This window comes from Proteus vulgaris (assembly GCF_033708015.1).
Lineage (GTDB): Bacteria > Pseudomonadota > Gammaproteobacteria > Enterobacterales > Enterobacteriaceae > Proteus.
In genome coordinates this window covers 3,559,208-3,578,835 of the sequence record NZ_CP137920.1, presented here as the reverse complement: position 1 = coordinate 3,578,835, position 19,628 = coordinate 3,559,208, and the positions used below count along the sequence as shown (strand labels likewise).

General features: G+C 39.2%; 13 protein-coding genes and 1 tRNA gene. 6 read left to right on the top strand and 8 right to left on the bottom strand.

Features of this window, described 5'->3' with window-relative positions; translation table 11 throughout:
• Position 1 precedes the first annotated feature (1 nt).
• From SB028_RS16800 to SB028_RS16775, 6 genes are all read left to right on the top strand, one after another.
• Entirely contained in the window at positions 2-1,321 is a 1,320-nt protein-coding gene (locus SB028_RS16800) for a GntP family permease (RefSeq protein ID WP_069369781.1), read from the top strand.
• A 95-nt stretch (positions 1,322-1,416) separates the two neighbouring features.
• Positions 1,417-2,556, top strand: coding sequence for an acyl-CoA dehydrogenase family protein (locus SB028_RS16795; RefSeq protein WP_069369780.1), 1,140 nt, complete (start codon positions 1,417-1,419; stop codon positions 2,554-2,556).
• A 53-nt stretch (positions 2,557-2,609) separates the two neighbouring features.
• The gene (fixA, locus tag SB028_RS16790; RefSeq protein ID WP_069369779.1) at positions 2,610-3,386 is read left to right on the top strand and encodes a putative electron transfer flavoprotein FixA; all 777 of its coding nucleotides are present in this window, start codon (positions 2,610-2,612) and stop codon (positions 3,384-3,386) included.
• Positions 3,387-3,397: 11 nt separating this feature from the next.
• Positions 3,398-4,339 (top strand): FAD-binding protein, encoded by a 942-nt coding sequence (locus SB028_RS16785; RefSeq protein ID WP_069369778.1) that lies wholly within the window; start codon positions 3,398-3,400, stop codon positions 4,337-4,339.
• 63 nt (positions 4,340-4,402) lie between these two features.
• Complete coding sequence (locus SB028_RS16780; protein WP_069369777.1) at positions 4,403-5,689, top strand: FAD-dependent oxidoreductase; 1,287 nt, start codon at positions 4,403-4,405, stop codon at positions 5,687-5,689.
• Positions 5,686-5,970, top strand: a complete 285-nt coding sequence (locus tag SB028_RS16775) for a ferredoxin (RefSeq protein WP_060556296.1) — start codon at positions 5,686-5,688, stop codon at positions 5,968-5,970. Before SB028_RS16780 ends, SB028_RS16775 begins: the two co-directional genes overlap by 4 nt.
• Positions 5,971-6,041: 71 nt before the next feature.
• Here SB028_RS16775 and SB028_RS16770 read toward each other — a convergent pair whose 3' ends face one another.
• The 8 genes from SB028_RS16770 to SB028_RS16735 form a co-directional block, all read right to left on the bottom strand.
• The gene (locus tag SB028_RS16770) at positions 6,042-7,007 is read right to left on the bottom strand and encodes a helix-turn-helix domain-containing protein (protein ID WP_069369776.1); all 966 of its coding nucleotides are present in this window, start codon (positions 7,005-7,007) and stop codon (positions 6,042-6,044) included.
• 661 nt (positions 7,008-7,668) lie between these two features.
• Positions 7,669-12,603 carry a DNA repair ATPase gene (locus SB028_RS16765; protein ID WP_069369775.1) on the bottom strand — a complete coding sequence of 1,645 codons (4,935 nt, stop codon included), beginning with the start codon at positions 12,601-12,603 and terminating at the stop codon, positions 7,669-7,671.
• Between the two features lie 90 nt (positions 12,604-12,693).
• A complete protein-coding gene (locus SB028_RS16760; protein WP_069369774.1) occupies positions 12,694-14,889 on the bottom strand; it encodes a hypothetical protein in 2,196 nt (731 codons plus the stop codon).
• 84 nt (positions 14,890-14,973) lie between these two features.
• Positions 14,974-15,603, bottom strand: coding sequence for an OB-fold-containig protein (locus SB028_RS16755; protein ID WP_069369773.1), 630 nt, complete (start codon positions 15,601-15,603; stop codon positions 14,974-14,976).
• 302 nt (positions 15,604-15,905) lie between these two features.
• Positions 15,906-16,553, bottom strand: coding sequence for a CPBP family intramembrane glutamic endopeptidase (locus SB028_RS16750; protein WP_069369772.1), 648 nt, complete (start codon positions 16,551-16,553; stop codon positions 15,906-15,908).
• Between the two features lie 612 nt (positions 16,554-17,165).
• Positions 17,166-17,241: transfer RNA gene (locus SB028_RS16745), tRNA-Phe, on the bottom strand.
• 295 nt (positions 17,242-17,536) lie between these two features.
• Positions 17,537-18,109 carry a division control transcriptional repressor DicD gene (dicD, locus tag SB028_RS16740; protein WP_069369771.1) on the bottom strand — a complete coding sequence of 191 codons (573 nt, stop codon included), beginning with the start codon at positions 18,107-18,109 and terminating at the stop codon, positions 17,537-17,539.
• Positions 18,110-18,290: 181 nt separating this feature from the next.
• On the bottom strand, positions 18,291-19,616 hold the full coding sequence (locus SB028_RS16735) for an anaerobic C4-dicarboxylate transporter (protein WP_069369770.1): 1,326 nt from the start codon (positions 19,614-19,616) through the stop codon (positions 18,291-18,293).
• Between the last annotated feature and the right edge of the window lie 12 nt (positions 19,617-19,628).

The window sequence follows — 19,628 nt, the reverse complement described above, 5'->3', positions numbered from 1 at the left end:
CATGGGTATTATTTGTTTAATCATCGGGCTAGCGATATTAATGATTATGTGTATGAAAGGCATACATATTTTTATTTCTGTCTTTACCACTAGCTTGTTTCTTGCTGTGACTGCATGGCTTGTATCACCAGATATGCTTAATCCTGTCGATGCACTATTACAAGTGTATACCGGGGGATTAGGTGGTTATTTTGGTAGCTTCTTCTTCATTTTCGTACTTGGTGCGATTTTTGGCAAATTAACCGCTATCAGTGGCGCTGCTGATAGTGTTGCCTCTTTTATTATTGGTAAATTTGGTGAAAGAGCCGTTATTCCTTCATTAGTTGCGGCTTGTGCCATTTTAGCCTACGGCGGTGTTTCCGTGTTTGTTGCACTGTTTACCGTTTATTCAATGATGGTGAGTTTATTCCGCAAAGCGAATCTTCCTCGCAGACTTATTCCCGCTGTCTATTTTGCAGGTGCGGGTACCTTTGTGATGATAATGCCAGGATCGCCTCAGATCCAAAACCTTATCCCTATGAAATTCTTAGGTACGTCAGCGACTGCGGGGTTAGTACCGGGTATGTTGACGGCATTATTTCAAGTCACTTTGGTCATTATTTATCTCACTTGGTTATTTAAGCGTGTAAAAGCAAAAGGTGAAGGCTGGGTTGAAGACGAAAAAACAGCGAAAGCAGAGGAAGGTAAAAAAGATCGCCAATTACCTAATGTACTCGTTGCATTACTCCCTATGGTTATTCTGCTTGTCGTGTTGAATATCCTGAAATGGGATCCCGCTATTGCGCTGTTCTGCGCCATTATTGCCGCCTTGATTGTGTACTTGCGCTATCTCGATTGGAAAAAACTTGTTCCTAATTTAGCGGCAGGAACGATGGAAGGGGTGACCTCCCTCTTTAACACGGCGGTTATTGTTGGATTTGGTGCGTTAGTTATGACATTACCCGCATTCAAAGAATCATTCCAAGCGATTGCGCAATCGGGGCTTAATCCTCTTGTCGTCACAGCGATTTCTGTCGGTGCGCTGGTGTTTATCAGTGGTTCAGGCTCTGGTGCATTAAGTATCGCCATGCCAATGATTGCTGCGATGTTCCCTGCCACCGTGGTTGATCAAGGTTCATTACACCGTGTCGCCACCATGGCATCTATGAGTACAACACCGCCATTTAACGGATTGATTATCACTGTCTTTAGCGTTTGTGGTGTCAGCCATAAAGAGGGATACGGCCCTGTGGGGACATTAACCCTCGCTATCCCACTGTTAGCCATGATGTTTATGTTGCTGCTGTACACCTTTTTACCGGCATCTATCGCGACGATGTAGAAATAACGTTAACCCATTAATGCGTGCGATAAGACGACAAACGTGAAATCGCACGCCATAGAGATAACCCTAAATATTCTCAGAGGAAAATAAACATGGATTTTCAGCTAACAGAAGAACAAGTCCTGATCCGCGATATGGTCAGAGAGTTCGTTGAAAACGAAATTAAACCCATTGCGGGGGCAATTGATAAAGAGCACCGTTTTCCAAGTGAAAGTGTCGCACCGATGGCTGAATTAGGACTCTTTGGTTTTAATATTGACGAAGCTTATGGCGGAACAGAAGCCGATGCAATTAGCTATGTATTAGCCACTGAAGAGATGGCAAAAGTGAGTGCCTCTCACGCCATGATCATGGGATCGCAATGTTCTTTAACAGGACCCATTATTCAAAAATATGCTGATGAAGCGACTAAAGCACGTATTTTGCCGGGTGTGGTTTCTGGCGAAAAATTAGGGTGCTTTTGTCTGTCAGAGCCTAGCGCGGGTTGTGATGCCGCGGCTCAAGAGACAACAGCCGTTCGCCAAGGTGATAACTATGTGATCAATGGTTCTAAACTGTGGATCACTGCTGCGCCTCAAGGTGCTTTCTTTATCGTGTTTGCGATGACAGATAAAAGCAAAGGTGTAAAAGGGATCACCGCATTCTTAGTGGAGCGTGATAACCCAGGTATCAGCATTGGTTTACCTGAAGACAAAATGGGGATGAACGGCTCTGAAACCTGCTCTGTGAGTTTCAGTGATTGTGTGGTTCCTGCCAGTGCGATGCTAGGTGAAGAAGGTAAAGGTTTTAATATTGCAATGGAAACCTTAGATGGTGGCCGTTTAAGTTGTTCAGCACTGGCACTAGGGATCGCGCAAAGTGCCTTAGATGCCACGATCACTTACACCAAAGAGCGTATTCAATTTGGTAAACCCATTGCTGCTAATCAAGGTATTCAATGGGTATTAGTGGATATGGCAACCCGTGTTGATTGCGCCCGTATGCTGGTTTATCGGGCTGCTGCTGCCAAAATGACTGGTCTTCCTTACACTCGCGAATCTGCTCAAGCCAAACTTTATGCCGCAGAAGCTGCCACTTATGTGACTCAAAAAGCCGTTCAATTACATGGCGGTATGGGTTACACCAAATCCTACCCTGTTGAACGTTTGATGCGTGAAGCAAAACTGACTGAAATTTTTGAAGGCACAAGTGAAGTGCAACGCATGGTTATCGCTAAGCATATTTTAGCGTAATGAGATTTGAGCTTATTAATTTGTTGCATTGTGCAAAACGGAGAATGTGAATTATGAAACTTATTGCCTGCTGTAAGGTTGTTCATGACGAACAAGACATCACAACACGGCCTGATCGTACACTCGCAACTGATAATGCGGGGTTAAAAATTAGTTTGTATGACTTAAATGCAATTGAAACTGCAGTAGAAATTGCCTCTACCCTTGGTGATAGCACTGTCACTGCATTAAGTGTGGGAACAAGTGCCATGGTTGAAAACGCGAAAATCAAAAAAGATATTTTATCGCGTGGTCCTGATGCATTAACACTGGTGGTTGATGATGCCTGTCATGCACTTTATTCAACGGATACCGCCAATATTATCGCGCAAGCAGCACAAAAAATGGGTTTTGATTTATTAGTTTTCGGTGAAGGTTCTGGCGATTTATATGCACAACAAACGGGTTTAGCGGTAGGTGAATATTTGGGGTTACCTTGTGTAAACGCCGTAAATAAAATCACCGTTGAGGGTGACAAAATCATTGTTGAACGCGATTTAGAGAATATCACTGAAGAACTTGAACTGACATTGCCTGCCATTGTGTGTGTCACTTCAAGCATTAACACCCCCAAACTCCCTTCAATGAAAGCGATTTTAGCCGCGAATAAAAAGCCCGTTGAAAAGCTAGGGTTAGGTGATATCGGTGTGGATATTTCTGCGCTGACAGTGGTGCAAACACAAGTTTGTGCGCCAGAGCAATCTGATCGCCTGGGTATTATTTTAGACGGTGATTCAGATGAAAATATTGCCACTTTTGCTGAACATTTACGCCAAGCGGTTAATCAATAAGGAGATTAAAAATGGCTAGTTTACTACCTACTACCTTTGTTTATGCCGAAAAAGCGGATGATTTAGCAAAGCTGATTGCGTTTGCGCGTGGTCTTGGTGAAAAGTTTAATGTGCTGTTTATTGGCGATGATGAAAGCACGCGTGAATGTGTCAATTTAGGCGCTGATTGTGTTTATTGCTTTGCCCCGCAAGACGGTGTAATTGCTGAAGATTATGCGGCTTCTTTTGCCGAAATTATTAAAGAAGCGGGTGAGAACGCATTGGTTCTACTTGCTTCATCAAAACGCGCAAAAGCGATTGCAGCGCGTCTTGGGGTGACTTTAAAAGCGGGAGTTGTCAGTGATGCATTAAGTCTTGCTATTGAAAATAATGCGGTGATTGCCACACACCAAGTCTATGGGGGGTTAGCGCATGCGAAAGCAGAAATCCGCTCACCTTATGCTATTGCTACTATGGGCAGTGCACTCGATGTGGAAACCATCAAAGACGCACCCAATGCACAAGTGGTGCAAAGTCCCTTTATCGCGCCTGCACATACATTAAAAGTATTAGCGCGTAAGCCAAAACAAGGTAGTACCGTTGATTTAGGTAAAGCGCATTGTGTTGTGGGTGTCGGACGCGGTTTTGGTCAGGCGGATGATATTGCATTAGCGTCAGCATTAGCGAAAGCCCTTCAAGGCGAAGTCGGTTGTTCACGTCCAATTGCTGAAGGTGAAGGCTGGATGGAACACGATCGCTACATTGGCGTTTCCGGCGTGACTTTGGGTGCGGATGTTTATGTGGCTGTCGGTATTTCAGGGCAAATCCAGCATATGGTGGGTGTGGATAGAACAAAAATCATCGTTGCTATCAACAAAGATAAAAACGCCCCCATTTTCAATATGGTGGATTACGGTATTGTTGGTGATCTCTACAAAGTGTTACCTGCATTAACCGCGAAGCTTGGCGGCTAATCACCGTAGGTCGCTTAGCGATTATTTGCTAAGCGGCCACACATAATAAAAGGATAGGAAAGTATGTCAGACGATATTTTTGACGCCATTATTGTGGGTGGTGGACTTGCTGGTGGTACTGCTGCCTATGTATTAGCACAAGCAGGGTGTGATGTTTTAGTTGTAGAGCGAGGTAATTTCGCTGGCAGTAAAAATATGACAGGCGGACGTTTATACGCGCACAGTCTTGAAAAAATCATTCCCAATTTTGCTCAAGAAGCCCCCGTTGAGCGCCTTGTGACACGTGAAAAAATTTCCATGCTCACAGAAACCGATGGGGTCACTTTAGATTATCAACATACTCAGCAAGAAGAGGAAGCCGCTCGCTCTTATACCGTATTACGTTCTTCTTTTGATCAATGGTTAATGGAAAAAGCAGAAAACGCTGGCGCACAAGTGATCACCGGTGTTCGTGTTGATGAAGTGTTGGTGAAAGACGGAAAAGTGTGTGGTGTTAAAGCGGGTGATGATGAAATTGAAGCCCATGTGGTTATCCTCGCTGATGGTGTTAATTCATTATTAGCAAGACAGTTAGGGATGACACAAAAAGTTAATCCTCACACCGTAGCGGTGGGGGTTAAAGAGTTATTGGAATTCACGCCACAACAAATGGAAGATCGATTTGGGTGTACTCACGATGAAGGTTTAGCTTGGCTTTTTGCTGGCGCACCATCAGGCGGATATTTAGGTGGCGGATTTTTATATACCAACAAAAACACGGTGTCTTTAGGCCTTGTTTTGGGGCTACATAATGTCGATAAGTTCGAAAAAACGGTTCCCCAATTATTAGAAGACTTTAAACAACATCCTGTTGTTGCACCGCTTATTAAAGATGGCAAATTATTAGAATATTCAGCGCATATGGTGCCAGAAGGTGGCATGAATATGGTGTCTGAATTAGTCAAAGATGGCGTATTAGTTGCGGGAGATGCTGCTGGATTTTGTCTCAACGTTGGCTATACCGTAAGAGGGATGGATTTAGCGATTGCTTCTGGTGAAGCAGCTGCAAAAGCCGTATTAATGGCGAAAGAGCAAAACAGCTATAGCCAAAAAGAACTCAGTTGCTATCAATCTTTATTAAATGACAGTTTCGTCATGAAAGATATGAAGTTATACAAAGACTTACCTTCTTTCCTCGATAATACAAGATTCTTTACGGATTATCCGCAAATGGCTGCCAATGTCATGCATGACTTATTCGTGATTAATGGTCCAGAAAAACCGGTGCGTAAGAAAATACTGTCTCAAGTTAAGAAAGTCGGTGTAATGAACTTAATTAAAGATGGATTTAAGGGGGTACGTTCTTTATGAGCCAAGTAAACGTAGACGTTAAATTAGGGGTCAATAAATTTAATGTAGATGAAGAAAATCCACATATCGTCTTAAAGGATGATATTGATCCTGCACAATTTGAAATCTTAATGAAAGCTTGCCCAGCGGGTTTATATAAAAAAGATGAAAAGGGGCAATATCTTTTTGATTATGCCGGATGTTTAGAGTGTGGTACTTGCCGTGTTTTATGTGGTGAGACGATTTTAAAAAAATGGGAATATCCGTGTGGCACATTAGGGATTGAGTTTCGTTACGGCTGATGTGATAACTTTTATCCCCCTTCTAGAATAACCTCCAAAAATTTAACTAGAGGGGGAGATAATAAGTTTATTTATCTTAATGAATGTATTTTCCGATACTCTGATGGGGTCATAAAAAATTCGGATTTAAATTTTCGACTTAAATTAGAAATATCGCTAAATCCACATTCATACGCTAATTGTGTAATATTTTTCTCTGCTAAAAGAGGATTGACTAAAGCCGTTTTATAATTCTCAAGACGTTTTTGGTAGATCCAACGAAGTACAGAGGTATTTTGTTCTTTAAATAACATCTGTAAATAGCGCACGGAGATCCCACAAGCATTGGCACATTCATTCACGCTGAGATCTGGATCAGACAGGTGTTGCTCAAGATAGTGCTGAGCAAAATAAAACAGCGTTGACCTTCCTAAACTTTGAGGAGGAGTTGCAATACTGTATTCACTGAAAGCGGACGTAATTAAATTCAATAAAATATCAGCAAGTTGTTGCGCATGCTGTGGTGGCATTGAATCTAGGAAAGGAATATAACGCATGACAAAGCTATAAACGAGAGATCCTGTCACGCTATTACCTCGAATTGCTCTTGCGGTAAGATTTTGGGTATTACCTAAGCGTGATGCGAGTTTTTCTCTTGGGATCAAAATTTTAAATAATGAGTAATCATTATCAAAAGACCATGATACGGGTCTTGCCATATCAAAAATACAAAAGTCTCCCTGCCGTAGAAATGCGGTTCTTCCATCTTGAGTAAGGTGGCTGGTCCCTGAACGCTGTATCTCAATTTGAAAATGCTCTTCTAAGCTAAGTTTATGGGTTAAAGGACGGCTGCTTGCCCAGTGACCATTAGACTCTAGCTGAATAAAACGAATATTTGTCACCTTCTGCTCGACAATGTTGGCATAAAATCGAGAGTGAGGAGGCAATTCGACTTCATTGCATTCATAAGACGATAAAAAGCGGTCTTTTATTGTATCCCTGAATACGGAAAACCGATCTACGTCAGGGAGCTCCCGAGTCGTAAACATGCTTTTCATAGTACGCCCACTTTTATTGAAAGTATTTTTGTTGTGTTGCTATCAATTTAGTATAAAAACGATTTAAACTAGGTCGAAATAGAATAATGTTTTTATCACTTTAATCTTAAAATTAGAATAGTGCGTTTAAATAATGATTAACAGAGACATTCATTATCTATCTTGTTAATAAATTGAAGATAATATATTTAAAAATTTTTAATTTATTTAAACTAACATCATGTAAATTATAAAATTAATTTATATCATTTTTTATGTTATCATTTCTATCCTATTAATCCTAAGTTAATTTCCTATCTTTAGAGAGAGATCGCATAAATAGATTAAGAGTGATTCTTATTACTATCTTATTTATTTCATTTTTTTCAGAGTGTGAGTTAATATAGATTTTATGTACTGAATATAATTGATTGTTAAAATATTTTATCTTTTATGGTTAAAATATAATGAGTGATGAGTTTTAATTATATAATTATTGAATTTTAATATTAATACAGTGATATATTATATTTTTAATATTATTAAATATTAATAGCAATGTGTTTTAAAAAAATTTATTTTTTATTAACTAGATTAGTTTATTAAATGACTTAATTTATAGAATAGTCTCGATAAGCACAGCCCACTAAAATAAGTGGGCTGAAAAGGGCTATTTCTATCTTTAGCGTAGACCTTGCACACTTTCAACAAGGTTGGCTAACTGCGATACAACACGGTCGCCAATATCAGCATTATCACCCCCTAATGCTTTATTACGCATAAAGTCTTTCTTGATTTGTTCCCAACGGATCGTGTCTTTCTCTGTTAATTTTCCACGCAGTTCAGCGAGTTTGAGTAAGTTTTCTTCGGCACCCGTAGTGAGCAGTTGTGCTTCACCAAGATAGTGATCGTCTAACAAGCGTTCAATTTCGTCATCATTCATTACCGCAGACACTTTCTCACTTAACTTATTCATATTGCGGTAACTGCCTTGCAAACGAAAAGCAGGCTCTGTGCGATATTTATCGGATTGAGCGGCACTGGCAATATATTGCTGATTTACTTTTAAAATAACATTTCGTAAGGTAATTAAATGCTTAAGAACCATCACAATTTCATTAATTTCAGCATCAGAATAAGGATAACTTAATGCGTTGGTAGAGACAGATTTCCCCATCGCCTTATCAACTAAAATATAGAGGTCGTTCAGATCACGCAGTGCAAGTGGTGCTAATACAGCATTAGAGGTTAGGCTATTTTCAATATAACTCAGCGCAAAGGCTTCATCCATGCCGCCTAATACTTCACCTAAGTTATAAATATCAGCACGGTTAGCCAGCATATCAGGAATGCGGAAGACTTCTCCAGATTCGGTATAAGGATTCCCCGCCATCACGACACAGAATTTTTTACCACGCATATCATAGGTTTTGGTTTTTCCTTTCCATACCCCTTCAATACGTCTTGTTCCATCACAGAGTGAAATAAATTTTTGTAAGAATTCAGGGTGAGTATGCTGAATATCATCCACATACAACATCACATTATTACCCATTTCTAGCGCTAAGTTGAGTTTCTCAAGCTCTTGTCTCGCTGTTGCATTAGGTGCTTGTTCCGGATCGAGTGATAGCACGTTATGCCCTAATGCAGGACCATTGATCTTCATAAAAATGAGACCTAAGCGTGCTGCTGCATATTCCATTAATGTGGTTTTACCGTAGCCCGGCGGGGAGATCATTAATAATAGTCCCATTAAATCGGTGCGTTTTCCTTCCCCTAAAGCACCAATTTGTTTTGCCATATTATCGCCAATAATCGGTAAATAAACATCATTAATCAGCTTATTACGGACAAACGAGCTTAATGGCTTGGCTTTAAATTCATGCAATTTTAAACGTTCACGTTCATCATTGACGATTTTTTGTCGCAATGTAAGGTACTGTCGAAATGCAGGAATAAAGTTCTTTCTTTGCCCGCGCATTCGACTGAAATAATCATCTAAACTGAGTGATAACGTTTGGTTTTCAATTGTTGCGTGAGAGCCTAATAAGCCCGTGACTGAAAAGTATAAATCGGCTTCGCTATAACGTGCTGATGCGACTTTATCTAAAATAATGATCGCGATAGCACCCGGAATATAAGGTGTAAGATCGGCATAATTAGGGAGAGAGCATAACCCTTGTAGCCAATTTTGGATCAGTGCCCAACGCTGTGCATATCGTGTACCTAAGTTTAGCTGTGAACGATTAAAGTCTATCCACATATGTGCTTCTTCTAATCGACTTTGCAGTGCGATTACTAGCTCTTTAGCGTATTTGCTATAAACCAATTCAATGGGTGTTCTTGCCAAAGCAAAGCTTAAATATTCAGAGGCTTGTATCGGTATATAGTGTTCGCACTCAATCGGATTATCATGAAGAAATAGGCGTATGTCCGCTTCAATTTCAGCTTGCAGATCGGTTAATGCATCGTCTGTATGAAATAATTGCTGAATATTAAGTGCTGTTCTTGCCCGTTCAGGCCACAAAGCAGGATATTGTTCATTTTGTTTTGTTTCCCAAAATAGTGCGGCGACTGCGCGTGCAGTCGGGTTATAACGTAGAAGATCGGCGCTTTCCCCGATTGGGATCAGTTTTTTTAATATTGCGATCGCATCGTGATCGTGGATCCCTTTTTCATAGCCTTCTTTATAACGTGGTGTTGCAAAATCGCGCACCAGTTTTTCAAGCTTTTCAGGAATGGTGAGCGCTTCTTTTAGTGTTTCGTAATCAAGATCATCTTGACGTTTCGCTGCTGCATAAATAATGGAGTAAGCAAGGTATTCGGCACGATAAACCGTGTCTGATTCAGACTCAAGTGACGCATTCCAATAAGGCTGTAATTGCGCAAGCTCCGCATTTTCAATGGGCTCTTGATAATCAGTTCCTGTTAGGTATAGCCAAAGCTTATCTTCTTTAGGCAAGATAGTGAGATCAAGCTCTTGTGTATTAACACTAAAGCGGTGACGAGGTCCTAATTTAATGACATTGCCACCGTCTTCAAAAATATCAGTTTTATCTCGTAGAATTCGAATAGCCTGATCACGAGAAGATTTTAGACGTGCATCAATATCATCAGCTTTGACGTTATCATTGATTTCTCTTAGTTTTTCAATAATTTCTCGTGTTTTCAATGATAAGGGATCTGATGCGAAAAAGGCATTTAACTCATCTTGTGATTGTAGGCGAGATGTTCGGCGTTGTAGATTTTCTAGTAAGCGATTTGCCGCAGTCAGCAGGCTTTGTGATCGACGTTGGCGCTCATCAAGTAATACTTGTTTATGCGACTCAAAGGTTTCTACTAACTCTTCACGCTTTGCGAGAATATCATCAAGAAATTCATCATGATGACTAAATTGGCTTTCGAGCTCTTCTAATTGAAGCAATAAGCGAGAAAGCTGGTCGTCACAACGTTCAGGATCGGTTGCAAGGGATAATGCATTGGTGATCCCTTGGCTAAACAAGCGAAATTGGGCGCCAAATTGTGCCACACTTTCGACACTATTTTGTGATTTGCGTTTTTGTTGTAGTCGAGCGCGGGATTGGTTTAGTTGAGCATAAATCTGTGAAATTGCATCAATAATATACGTTTGTTGAGTAACATCTTGGAATGTTAAAGATGCCATTAAGTTAGAGAGCATATCCAAATCAGCAGACATTTTTTCCATGTCATTCATTGGGATATCTAACTGCGCACTGTTTTGTGCTTTCTCAATGAGGTTTTCAAAGGTAACAAGCTGAGCTTTAAATGGTTGTAATGCTTTATCACTAGCCAGAAAAAGAGCCGTAGCTTGAGAAACACGTTGTTGAGCCTCTGTAATTTCCGTTTCCATCGCACTTAACTTGGTTAAATCCATATAACGGAATTCACGTAAGGAAATAAGATGTCCACGATGGGCATTCAGTGAATTTAAGCTATCAACAAATTGTTGTATATCAGTCCAACTATCAGGCAGAGTTAAAGCCAGTAGTGATTTTTGGCGATTAACCGCTTCAAGCATGGATTTAGTAGATTGCTGACGAATACTTTCTACTTTTTCATATTCATCGAGGACTAATTCGCTGGTTTGAGCGATATCTTTGAGTAGTTTTCCAATCCCTAAACAGTGTTCATCGTTAAACCAATAATAGAGATCGAGCAAATTTTTAGGTTGTGAGCTAAGTTGCTCATAACGAGCAATAGAAATTTGGTTACCTTCAATCTCTTTTGCAACATGTAAAATTTCGGAAATACCTCGTACTAAATCTGCGTTACCAATTCTTCCATAGAAACCATTACGAGGTGGTTGTTTATCAGCAAATTCTTCAGAATAGAAAGGTGTTTGCCAAACTTGCATCGGATGAACACGCGTTGCTTCTTCGCCTTCACCTTCAAACAGTACCATTTTCCCGTCTTCTAACATCGCATAGCCATGCCCGACTAAAGGTACAGCAAGTTTGCGCTCAATCATATTGTAATTGAAAAGTGCGAGGCGACCTTGTGAAGGGGAGTAGAAAACATATAACACGTCTTCACCATTAGGTGAACGGCGTAGACGGCGGAAATACATCCCTTCCATCGGTTGATCAAAGGTTTTGTATTCGCCATTTTGCAAGTAATAGCCACCAGGGAAAATAATGCCATGATCTTCAGGTAATTGGACACAAGCTTGCCCAATCGCATCAATGCGTTGTACAGTTTGCGTCAACATGTTGTAGACCAAATAACGCCAATTCTCTTCTCGATACGGTAAGACTTTTAACAGAATTAAACTGCCGGTTTGAGCATATTCAATTTGAGCATCATCGAGAGATTGGTTTTTATCTAATACGGCTTCACGATAAATACCTAAACCATCTTCAGTATTATTTTCACATTTAACCGTTAAATCACCGCCGGTTGTCTCGACAAAAACGGTATCAAGAATATTGATATGAGGAAAACGACCATTGACCGTATCTTCACGTTGGGTTTTTGTCCATTCAAAATCATATGCAGGAGGAAGCGCGATATCGCGTTCACCACGATTATCAATATATTCAATACGCTGTTTATCACTTGAGATCGCCCAACGAAAAACACGCACATCCGTAATGCGCTCACCAATTTGGAAGCTAGCAAGTAATTTTCCGTCACGCTCAACTAGCTGTAATAGTTGTGTGTTTTTATAGTAAGTATAAAGCTCAGTAAAATCTTGAATAAAGCGATTATCGTTTAAAAACGTATTTTCATAAGGGACAGCCTCAACATCAAATTCACCCTCATTTTCAATTAAACGATAAAGAGAGAAAACATCTTCAAGATGTATTTCACGTTTTAATCCAAGGAAAACGTTATAACCAAATAGTAACCACTCACCTACACGAACAATATCTCTGGCTTGGCAGTTATTTTCAGTACGGATCCGAATACGACCAATAATATCCATTTGGCTTTGACCAAATTCATCTAAGCGATGCTGATTTAGCTTAGCGGCTTTTTGATGAAGTTGTTGACCTTGCTCTGTGAGGCGTTTGCGTAAAATTTCATACGCACCACCTTGTGCAACGGCGCTATCGAGTATTTCTTGCTCGCGATTCGTATCCAAAATTTCAGACATGGTATAACGGATTTCCTTGGCTTAAACGATAAAAACAAAAGAAAAGACAAAGAGATAAACACGATGTCTTTTCATCTCCTTTAAATGAAATTATTCTTCTTTAGGGGAGTCTGATTTAGTTGTCACATCTTTAATTAGCTGATTGGCGCCTTTTGTCGCCATAAATCCATTAATTAAATCTTGAACTTCAGGGTTTTTTAGTAAAGAAGTAATATCAAGTTTTTTATCTTGTTGAGTACGGTTAATCAGTTTTTCAACGTTCTCTTTGGCAAAACTGCTTTTATCCATAAAACCGTCAACGGCTTTACCTAAGCTGAGTGCTTTAGAGAAGGTATTAAAGAAGTTGCCATCACCGCCCACAATTTCAATATTGGTTTTGCTTAGCGCAGCTGCCAATACATCAGCTTGTTCGCGTGCAATTTCTTTATTGGCTTCAATGGATGCCATAGCTTGCTCGAATTGTTTTTCAAGACGCATACGGAATTCTTCGTGCGAACGAGCTGTATCGCTAAGGTGATCCATAGATTTAAATTTATCAGTTAAACCATCTGCTTCTGCTTTCAAGCGTTGGCGAATAACTTCCGCTTGTGCTGAACCTAATTGACCTTCACCACGCGCTTGAGCCGCAAGTTTCTCTTCGAGGATCTTAGCATCAGCTAAACCTAGTTTTTCTTTTGCATTGGCTTGTTGTTCTTCACCACGTGCTTGAGCGGCTAATTTTTCTTCTAAAATTTTGGCTTCTGCAAGACCTTGTTGCTGCTGAGCGAGTGCTTTAGCTTCCATCACTTGTGCTTCAGTTAAGCCTTTTTCTTTCATGCCTCTCGCTTCCGCTAATAATTTTTCAGCGGTGACATTTGCAAGTACCAAGCCTTCTTTCTCTTCAGCTTCTGCAGTTGCTTGACGTACACGAGCTTCAGCAAGTCCTAATGCTGCGTGTTCAGCTTCAATACCTTCAGCTAAACGTTTTTTCGCTTCTGCTTGTTTTACTGAGGCTTCTAACTCAGCTTTCGCCATCGTGCTGATTTCTTCAGCTTTATGCTTAGCACTAGACTCATCGGCTTCAGCTCTTTTCACTTGGCGAACTAAAGATTCTTCCGCTTCAGCTTGTGCATTAATCACTGTCACTTGGCGCATACGCTCTGCTTCTGAAACTTCGCGTACTTCTTTAATACGTTCTTCTTCTTGAGCAACCGTTTTTTCTACGGCAACACGTTCACGGATAACATTTGAGATGTTTTTACGTTCTTCTTCTAACGCTTTTTCTTTCTCAATGCGTTGTAACTCAACTTCACGTTCACGAGCAACAATTTCTAACTCACGTGCACGATTAACACGCTCTTGTTCAATAGTAACTGCGCGAGTGCGATTTTGTTGTGCAACTTCCACTTCACGCATTCGGTTTTCTTCACGGATCTCAATTTCTTGTTGAGTCTGAATACGTGCTTGTTCGGCTTTAAGACGCTCTTCTTCTTGAACTCGTAGCGTTTCTGACATTTCACGAGCGCGAATGTTGTCGATTTCTCGTTTTTGGCGTGCTTCCGCATCGGCTTGTTGACGTTCTAAAGCAAGGCTGGCTTCGCGAGTTTCAACATTTTTCTTTTGAATAGCGAGCTCTTGATCGCGCTCTTTTTGGTTGGTTTCAATATTATGAATAGCGGTGATTTCCGTGATTTTACGGATACCTTCGGAGTCAAAAATATTATTAGGATCAAGTGCTGACTTCGGTGTTTGTTCTAAATAGTCGATAGCAACGTCTTCTAATGCATAACCATTTAGATCTTTTCCAATCACATCAACGATGCGATCACGGAAATTCTGTCGGTCTTCAAAAAGTTTAGACAGTTCAAACTGTTTACCTACTGTTTTCAATGCTTCTGAAAATTTAGCACTAAATAGGGTACTGACGGCTTGATGATCTGACGCTCTATCAACACCAATAGCTTTTGCGACTTTCAGTACGTCTTCAGTGGTTTCATTAACACGTAGATAAAAAGCAACCGTGATATCTGCACGTAAGTTATCCTGGCAAATCAGACCATCTTTACCACGACGGTCGACTTCTAACGTTAAAAGAGAAATACGCATAAACTCTTTTTTATAGATAACAGGATAAACCAATGCACCCGTAAAATGGACTTTAGGTTGTGAGGTCATGTCGTTGACAATTAAGGCTGTGCCTTGAGGCACCTTAATATAGAACGCCTTGAATAATCCAAATAATCCTAAAATAATTAGAATTGCGAAACCAACGACAGTTAAGAAAGGCATAACGAAAGCCAAATCCATACTTTTTTCTCCATAGGTTCAGACGATACCGTCATTTTTTAATATTTTTGTCTGCTAACTAAATGAGATCTCATCGAATATGTATTAATGATGAAACTCATCTTCCGTTACGACTTGATAACTGTGAGTGAGCGCGTCATAACTAATAATAACGACGCTATCACCTCGTTTAATGTTTGCGTGTTCTGGTGCTCTAATTTGTAAAATTAAACCTGCTCCCCCATCTTCTAAAACCGCTTCACCTTTGTCTTCCGTTACATTCGCTGATCGTACTATGGCTAATTTCCCTATCAATTGGTGTACTGATTTAGGCTTATTACGCGATATGAGCTTTTTACGAATGGGTTTTAAACATACCGCAGTAAGATTAAGAGAAATAAAAGAGATAATAATTAAAGCAACAAAGCCCGCTAAATAGTAAATGAAATTGGTTTCAATCGTGCTGATAATCCAATAGTTAGTAAAATAACTGATAAACCAGCCAATAAGAGTAAAAAAGGTTAAAATGATAGTGACAGGGATTCCTGCTAATCCTAATTTTGTTAACCAACCGGCGAAACCTGTTGCATCAATATCCAATTCACTATCAATATTAAATAAATCAATATCTAATAATCCAAAAGCAGCACAAAGCCAATAAAAAGAGATAATAATAAGTAATGCACTAAAAATAATACTGGGAAAAGCGAGGCTATTTTGGAAAAACAAATTCATAAAAAGTTCTCTTAATTTAAGAAAATGATCATATTCTTGTCATATTAATATCTCTTATCATACTTTAATATGTTGAAAAAGCATGCAGTTATAATCACATTCTCTATTTATTTTTCTATTTTATCTTTTATAGAATTTAATATAACTTATTGAGATAACCATAAATAATATTCGTTATTATTCCGTAGAGAATCAGATCTTTCTCTAAAAAATAATAAAATATTTTCATCTATTAAATATCATTTCTTATAAAGTAAATAAGTGTTTTGTTATAAAAAATAGAAATTTATTAAATAAAAACGCTATAACATAAAAAAAATGATACTAATTGTGTTGTGTATTCCATGAAGCACTATCGGCGCGATTAATGAACGCGTTCCTATTCTGACGAGGCAAAAGACAATACCCACAATAAAAATAAGAATAAACGTAGTGATTGACTCATATTGAGTGTGCATAGCCGCAAATAGAAGTGACGAGATAATAATCGCAATCCATTTCCCTTTATTGCCATACCACATACCTGCATTAAGTAAAAAACCTCTAAAAATGATTTCTTCGGTAATCGGGGCGATAAACATAACAGAGAGGGCAAAAAAGAAGAAAGCAAAACCTGTAATAGATTCAATTTCTGTAACCCATGAATCATCTTCAGATCCTAAAAATAGGCTAATAATATATAAACCCAATAAGGCTAAAAAGGGGGCTTTTAGTGTATTCCATTGAAGACGACCTAATGGCATTAATTTAATATGTTTTTGATAGGCAAACCAAATAATTAGGCAGTAGGGAAGATAAATAAAAAAACTGACTAATGAGATGATATAAGGCGATTGAAACAATGTAGTAGGTGAAGGCGTTAGCAATAGGCTAAAAGAGGAAAAGAAGTAACCTATAAAAGCCAGTACGCAGATGACGGAGTGGTAAACTCGATCTTTAGGAAATTCCATTTATTACGTCTTATTAGGATATAGATGAAAATTACGATGATATTCTTTTTTGTGTTTTATAAATATAAGAAGTTTATATCGTAATATAGGTAATGAAGAAAAACAAATAATAGATACAGCAATGAAAAATGAAATGAGTAAACTAATTGTGGTTGTTATCTGAACCAAAATGAATAGCTGCGCATAAAATAAGGATAAGAAGTAAAAAATCAAAATTAATCTATATAAACCATTTTCTAGATTAGATATTTCAACCTGAATACTATTCCTGGTCTTTTTGAGAATTTTTTATTCTGTGAATACCTTTTGGCATGGAGCCGTTTTTTAACATTAAGCATTCCATGCCATTTTTTTATCATCTATCTTCCTTAATGCTCATCTGAGGCAAATGTATCTGAACCAACATACTATTGATAGTGTTGTATTTATTTTGAACTATTTTCTCATAGATAGGAATGAGCTAGGGAGAAATAGAAAAGGGAAGGATGATGAAGTGCATTTGTTAACAACAATTAGCTTCGCCTTTGATATCCTCACCGCCCTGAAGGTCGGGTTTTTACGGCGCCCCTGATAAAAGCAAAAAACCAGCCCTAAGGCTGGTTTTTCTAAAGATGGTGCCCGAACTCGGAATCGAACCAAGGACACGGGGATTTTCAATCCCCTGCTCTACCGACTGAGCTATTCGGGCTAACGAGGCGCATTAAACCGTATTCAGCGGGATGCGTCAACGTCTTTTTAATAAAAAATGCAAAAATAAATTCGTTTGCCTTCTTTTTATTCTATTTAAGTTTAAATTTTCATCATAAGCTGTTTTTTAGTAAAAAATGCTTAAATAACAATCAGTAAAGATATTCACTTTTTTGTATATCAAAGAGAAAACTTTCTCTTTTTTTGATGATTAAATTTGTTTTTTACGACTCAGCAGATAGAAATCGAGTTCAAGCAAAAAAGAGAGCATTTTTCTCGTTTCCTATTACCTAAAACTAACTTAATGCGCCATTTTTACGGCATTGAGCAATTTTAAGAATATCCTCCGCCAATAATTTTGCTGTAATAATATCATCAGCATGGTGATTCACCATTAAACGGCTTAAACAGCCTTCTAAGATGAGTTCCATCTGTTTGGCAACTAACTCACTATCTTCGATATCAAGTTCGCGTAGTAGTGTTCTAGAGTAGTCAAATGAACTTTGCTTTTGGCGTTGGCTTAATTGGTGAATTTGAGCGTGCTCATCAGGATAGGCGCTACAAGCCGCAACGAATAGACAACCAGGAAAACGGTTCTTTTCTAAACGTATCGCGAGTTGATCATAACGGGCGAGTAATTTTTGCTCGATAGTCAGATCTTCATTTAACATGACTTGGCGTTGCCAAATATCAATTTGCTGTCCATGGTGGCGCAAACAATCAAAAATCAAGGCGTCTCTATCTGGCCAGAAAGGGTGAAGATCAGATTCGTTGATACCCGAACCTTGAAGAAGCTCGGATAAAGTTGCCGCTAAGCCGTATTGTTCTAACTGGATAAGTACGTGGTCTAATAACGCTTCACGTTGCACGGAAATCTCCTTAAATCACGTTGTCGCGAGTACATCATAATTAGCAGACTTTAGCTAAAAATGAAAGCGAGGAGCGAGAGGCTAAAATGAAAATACCCCATCTTGCGACAGGGTATTTTCTTATTTTATTTTTTAAGCGTTAAGCGCTTTTTTTTGCAATGTTTTAATTTTTTACTTCAGACTACAAAATCATACCGCCGAAGAGGAAACCAAATCCGACAGCTAATACCACACCAATAGTACCAGGAATAAAGAATGGGTGGTTGAAAACTAATTTGCCGATACGTGTTGTCCCAGTGTCATCCATTTGAACGGCTGCAACCAGTGTTGGGTAAGTTGGCAGAATGAACAGACCAGAAACCGCAGAGAAAGACGCGATAGCTGTTAATGGAGATACACCTAAAGCTAAAGCCATTGGCATTAACGCTTTTGCTGTTGCTGCTTGTGAATATAACAGTGCAGAACAGAAGAAGAAAATAACCGCTAATAACCAAGGATGACCAGTGATTAAATCACCCGCAGTCAGTTTGATCCAATCAATGTTGCTTGAAACGAAAGTATCACCTAACCATGCAACACCCAGAATACAGATACAAGCACTCATACCTGCTTTAAAGGTACTTGAGTTAAGGATGTTGTCAGTTTTAACTTTACAGAAAATAGTGATCAGAGTTGCAACACTCAGCATGATGATAAGAATAGCGTTAGTGGTGTTCATTAACGGTTCTTTCACAATGCCTAAGCTTGGGCTGTTGATGATTGCATAAGTAACCACACAGATAACACCCAGTAAGAACAGCATTACAGATGACTTAGCACCTGGTAATGTTTCTCTACGCTGTTTGCTATTGCGTAATTCAACTAAACCTTGTTCTAAACGCTCACGATAGACAGCATCATCAGACAGTTTTGAGTTAAATACCCAAGAGATGATGAATGACATCAGAATAATAGCAAGGAAAGTCGCTGGTAATAAAATAGATAACAGAGTGATATAACTTACTGTATTACCTTCACCGACCATTGCAGGGTTTTCCATGACTGATGCCATATAAACAACCGCAGCAGAAATAGGTGATGCTGTAATACCAATTTGTGCAGCAACGACACCTGTTGATAATGGGCGACAAGGTTTGATGCCTTGCTCTTTTGCAACCTCAGCAATAACGGGTAATGTCGCTAAAGAAATATTACCTGTACCAGCAAAGAGAGTTAATAAATAAGTCACAATAGGCGCAAGTATTGTGATGTATTTAGGATTACGTCTTAATAGTTTTTCTGTTTGATCAACTAAATAATCTAAACCACCAGCAACCTGCATCGCAGAGATTGCGGCAATAACAGCCATAATGATGGAGATAACATCAAAAGGAATTGAACCAGGTTTAACACCGATAGCAGCTAAAACTAAAACCCCTAAACCACCGGCAAACCCGATACCAATTCCCCCAAGTCTCGCACCGAGGAAAATGGCCAGCAGAACGATAATCAATTCTACGGCTAACATAGCGTTTACTCC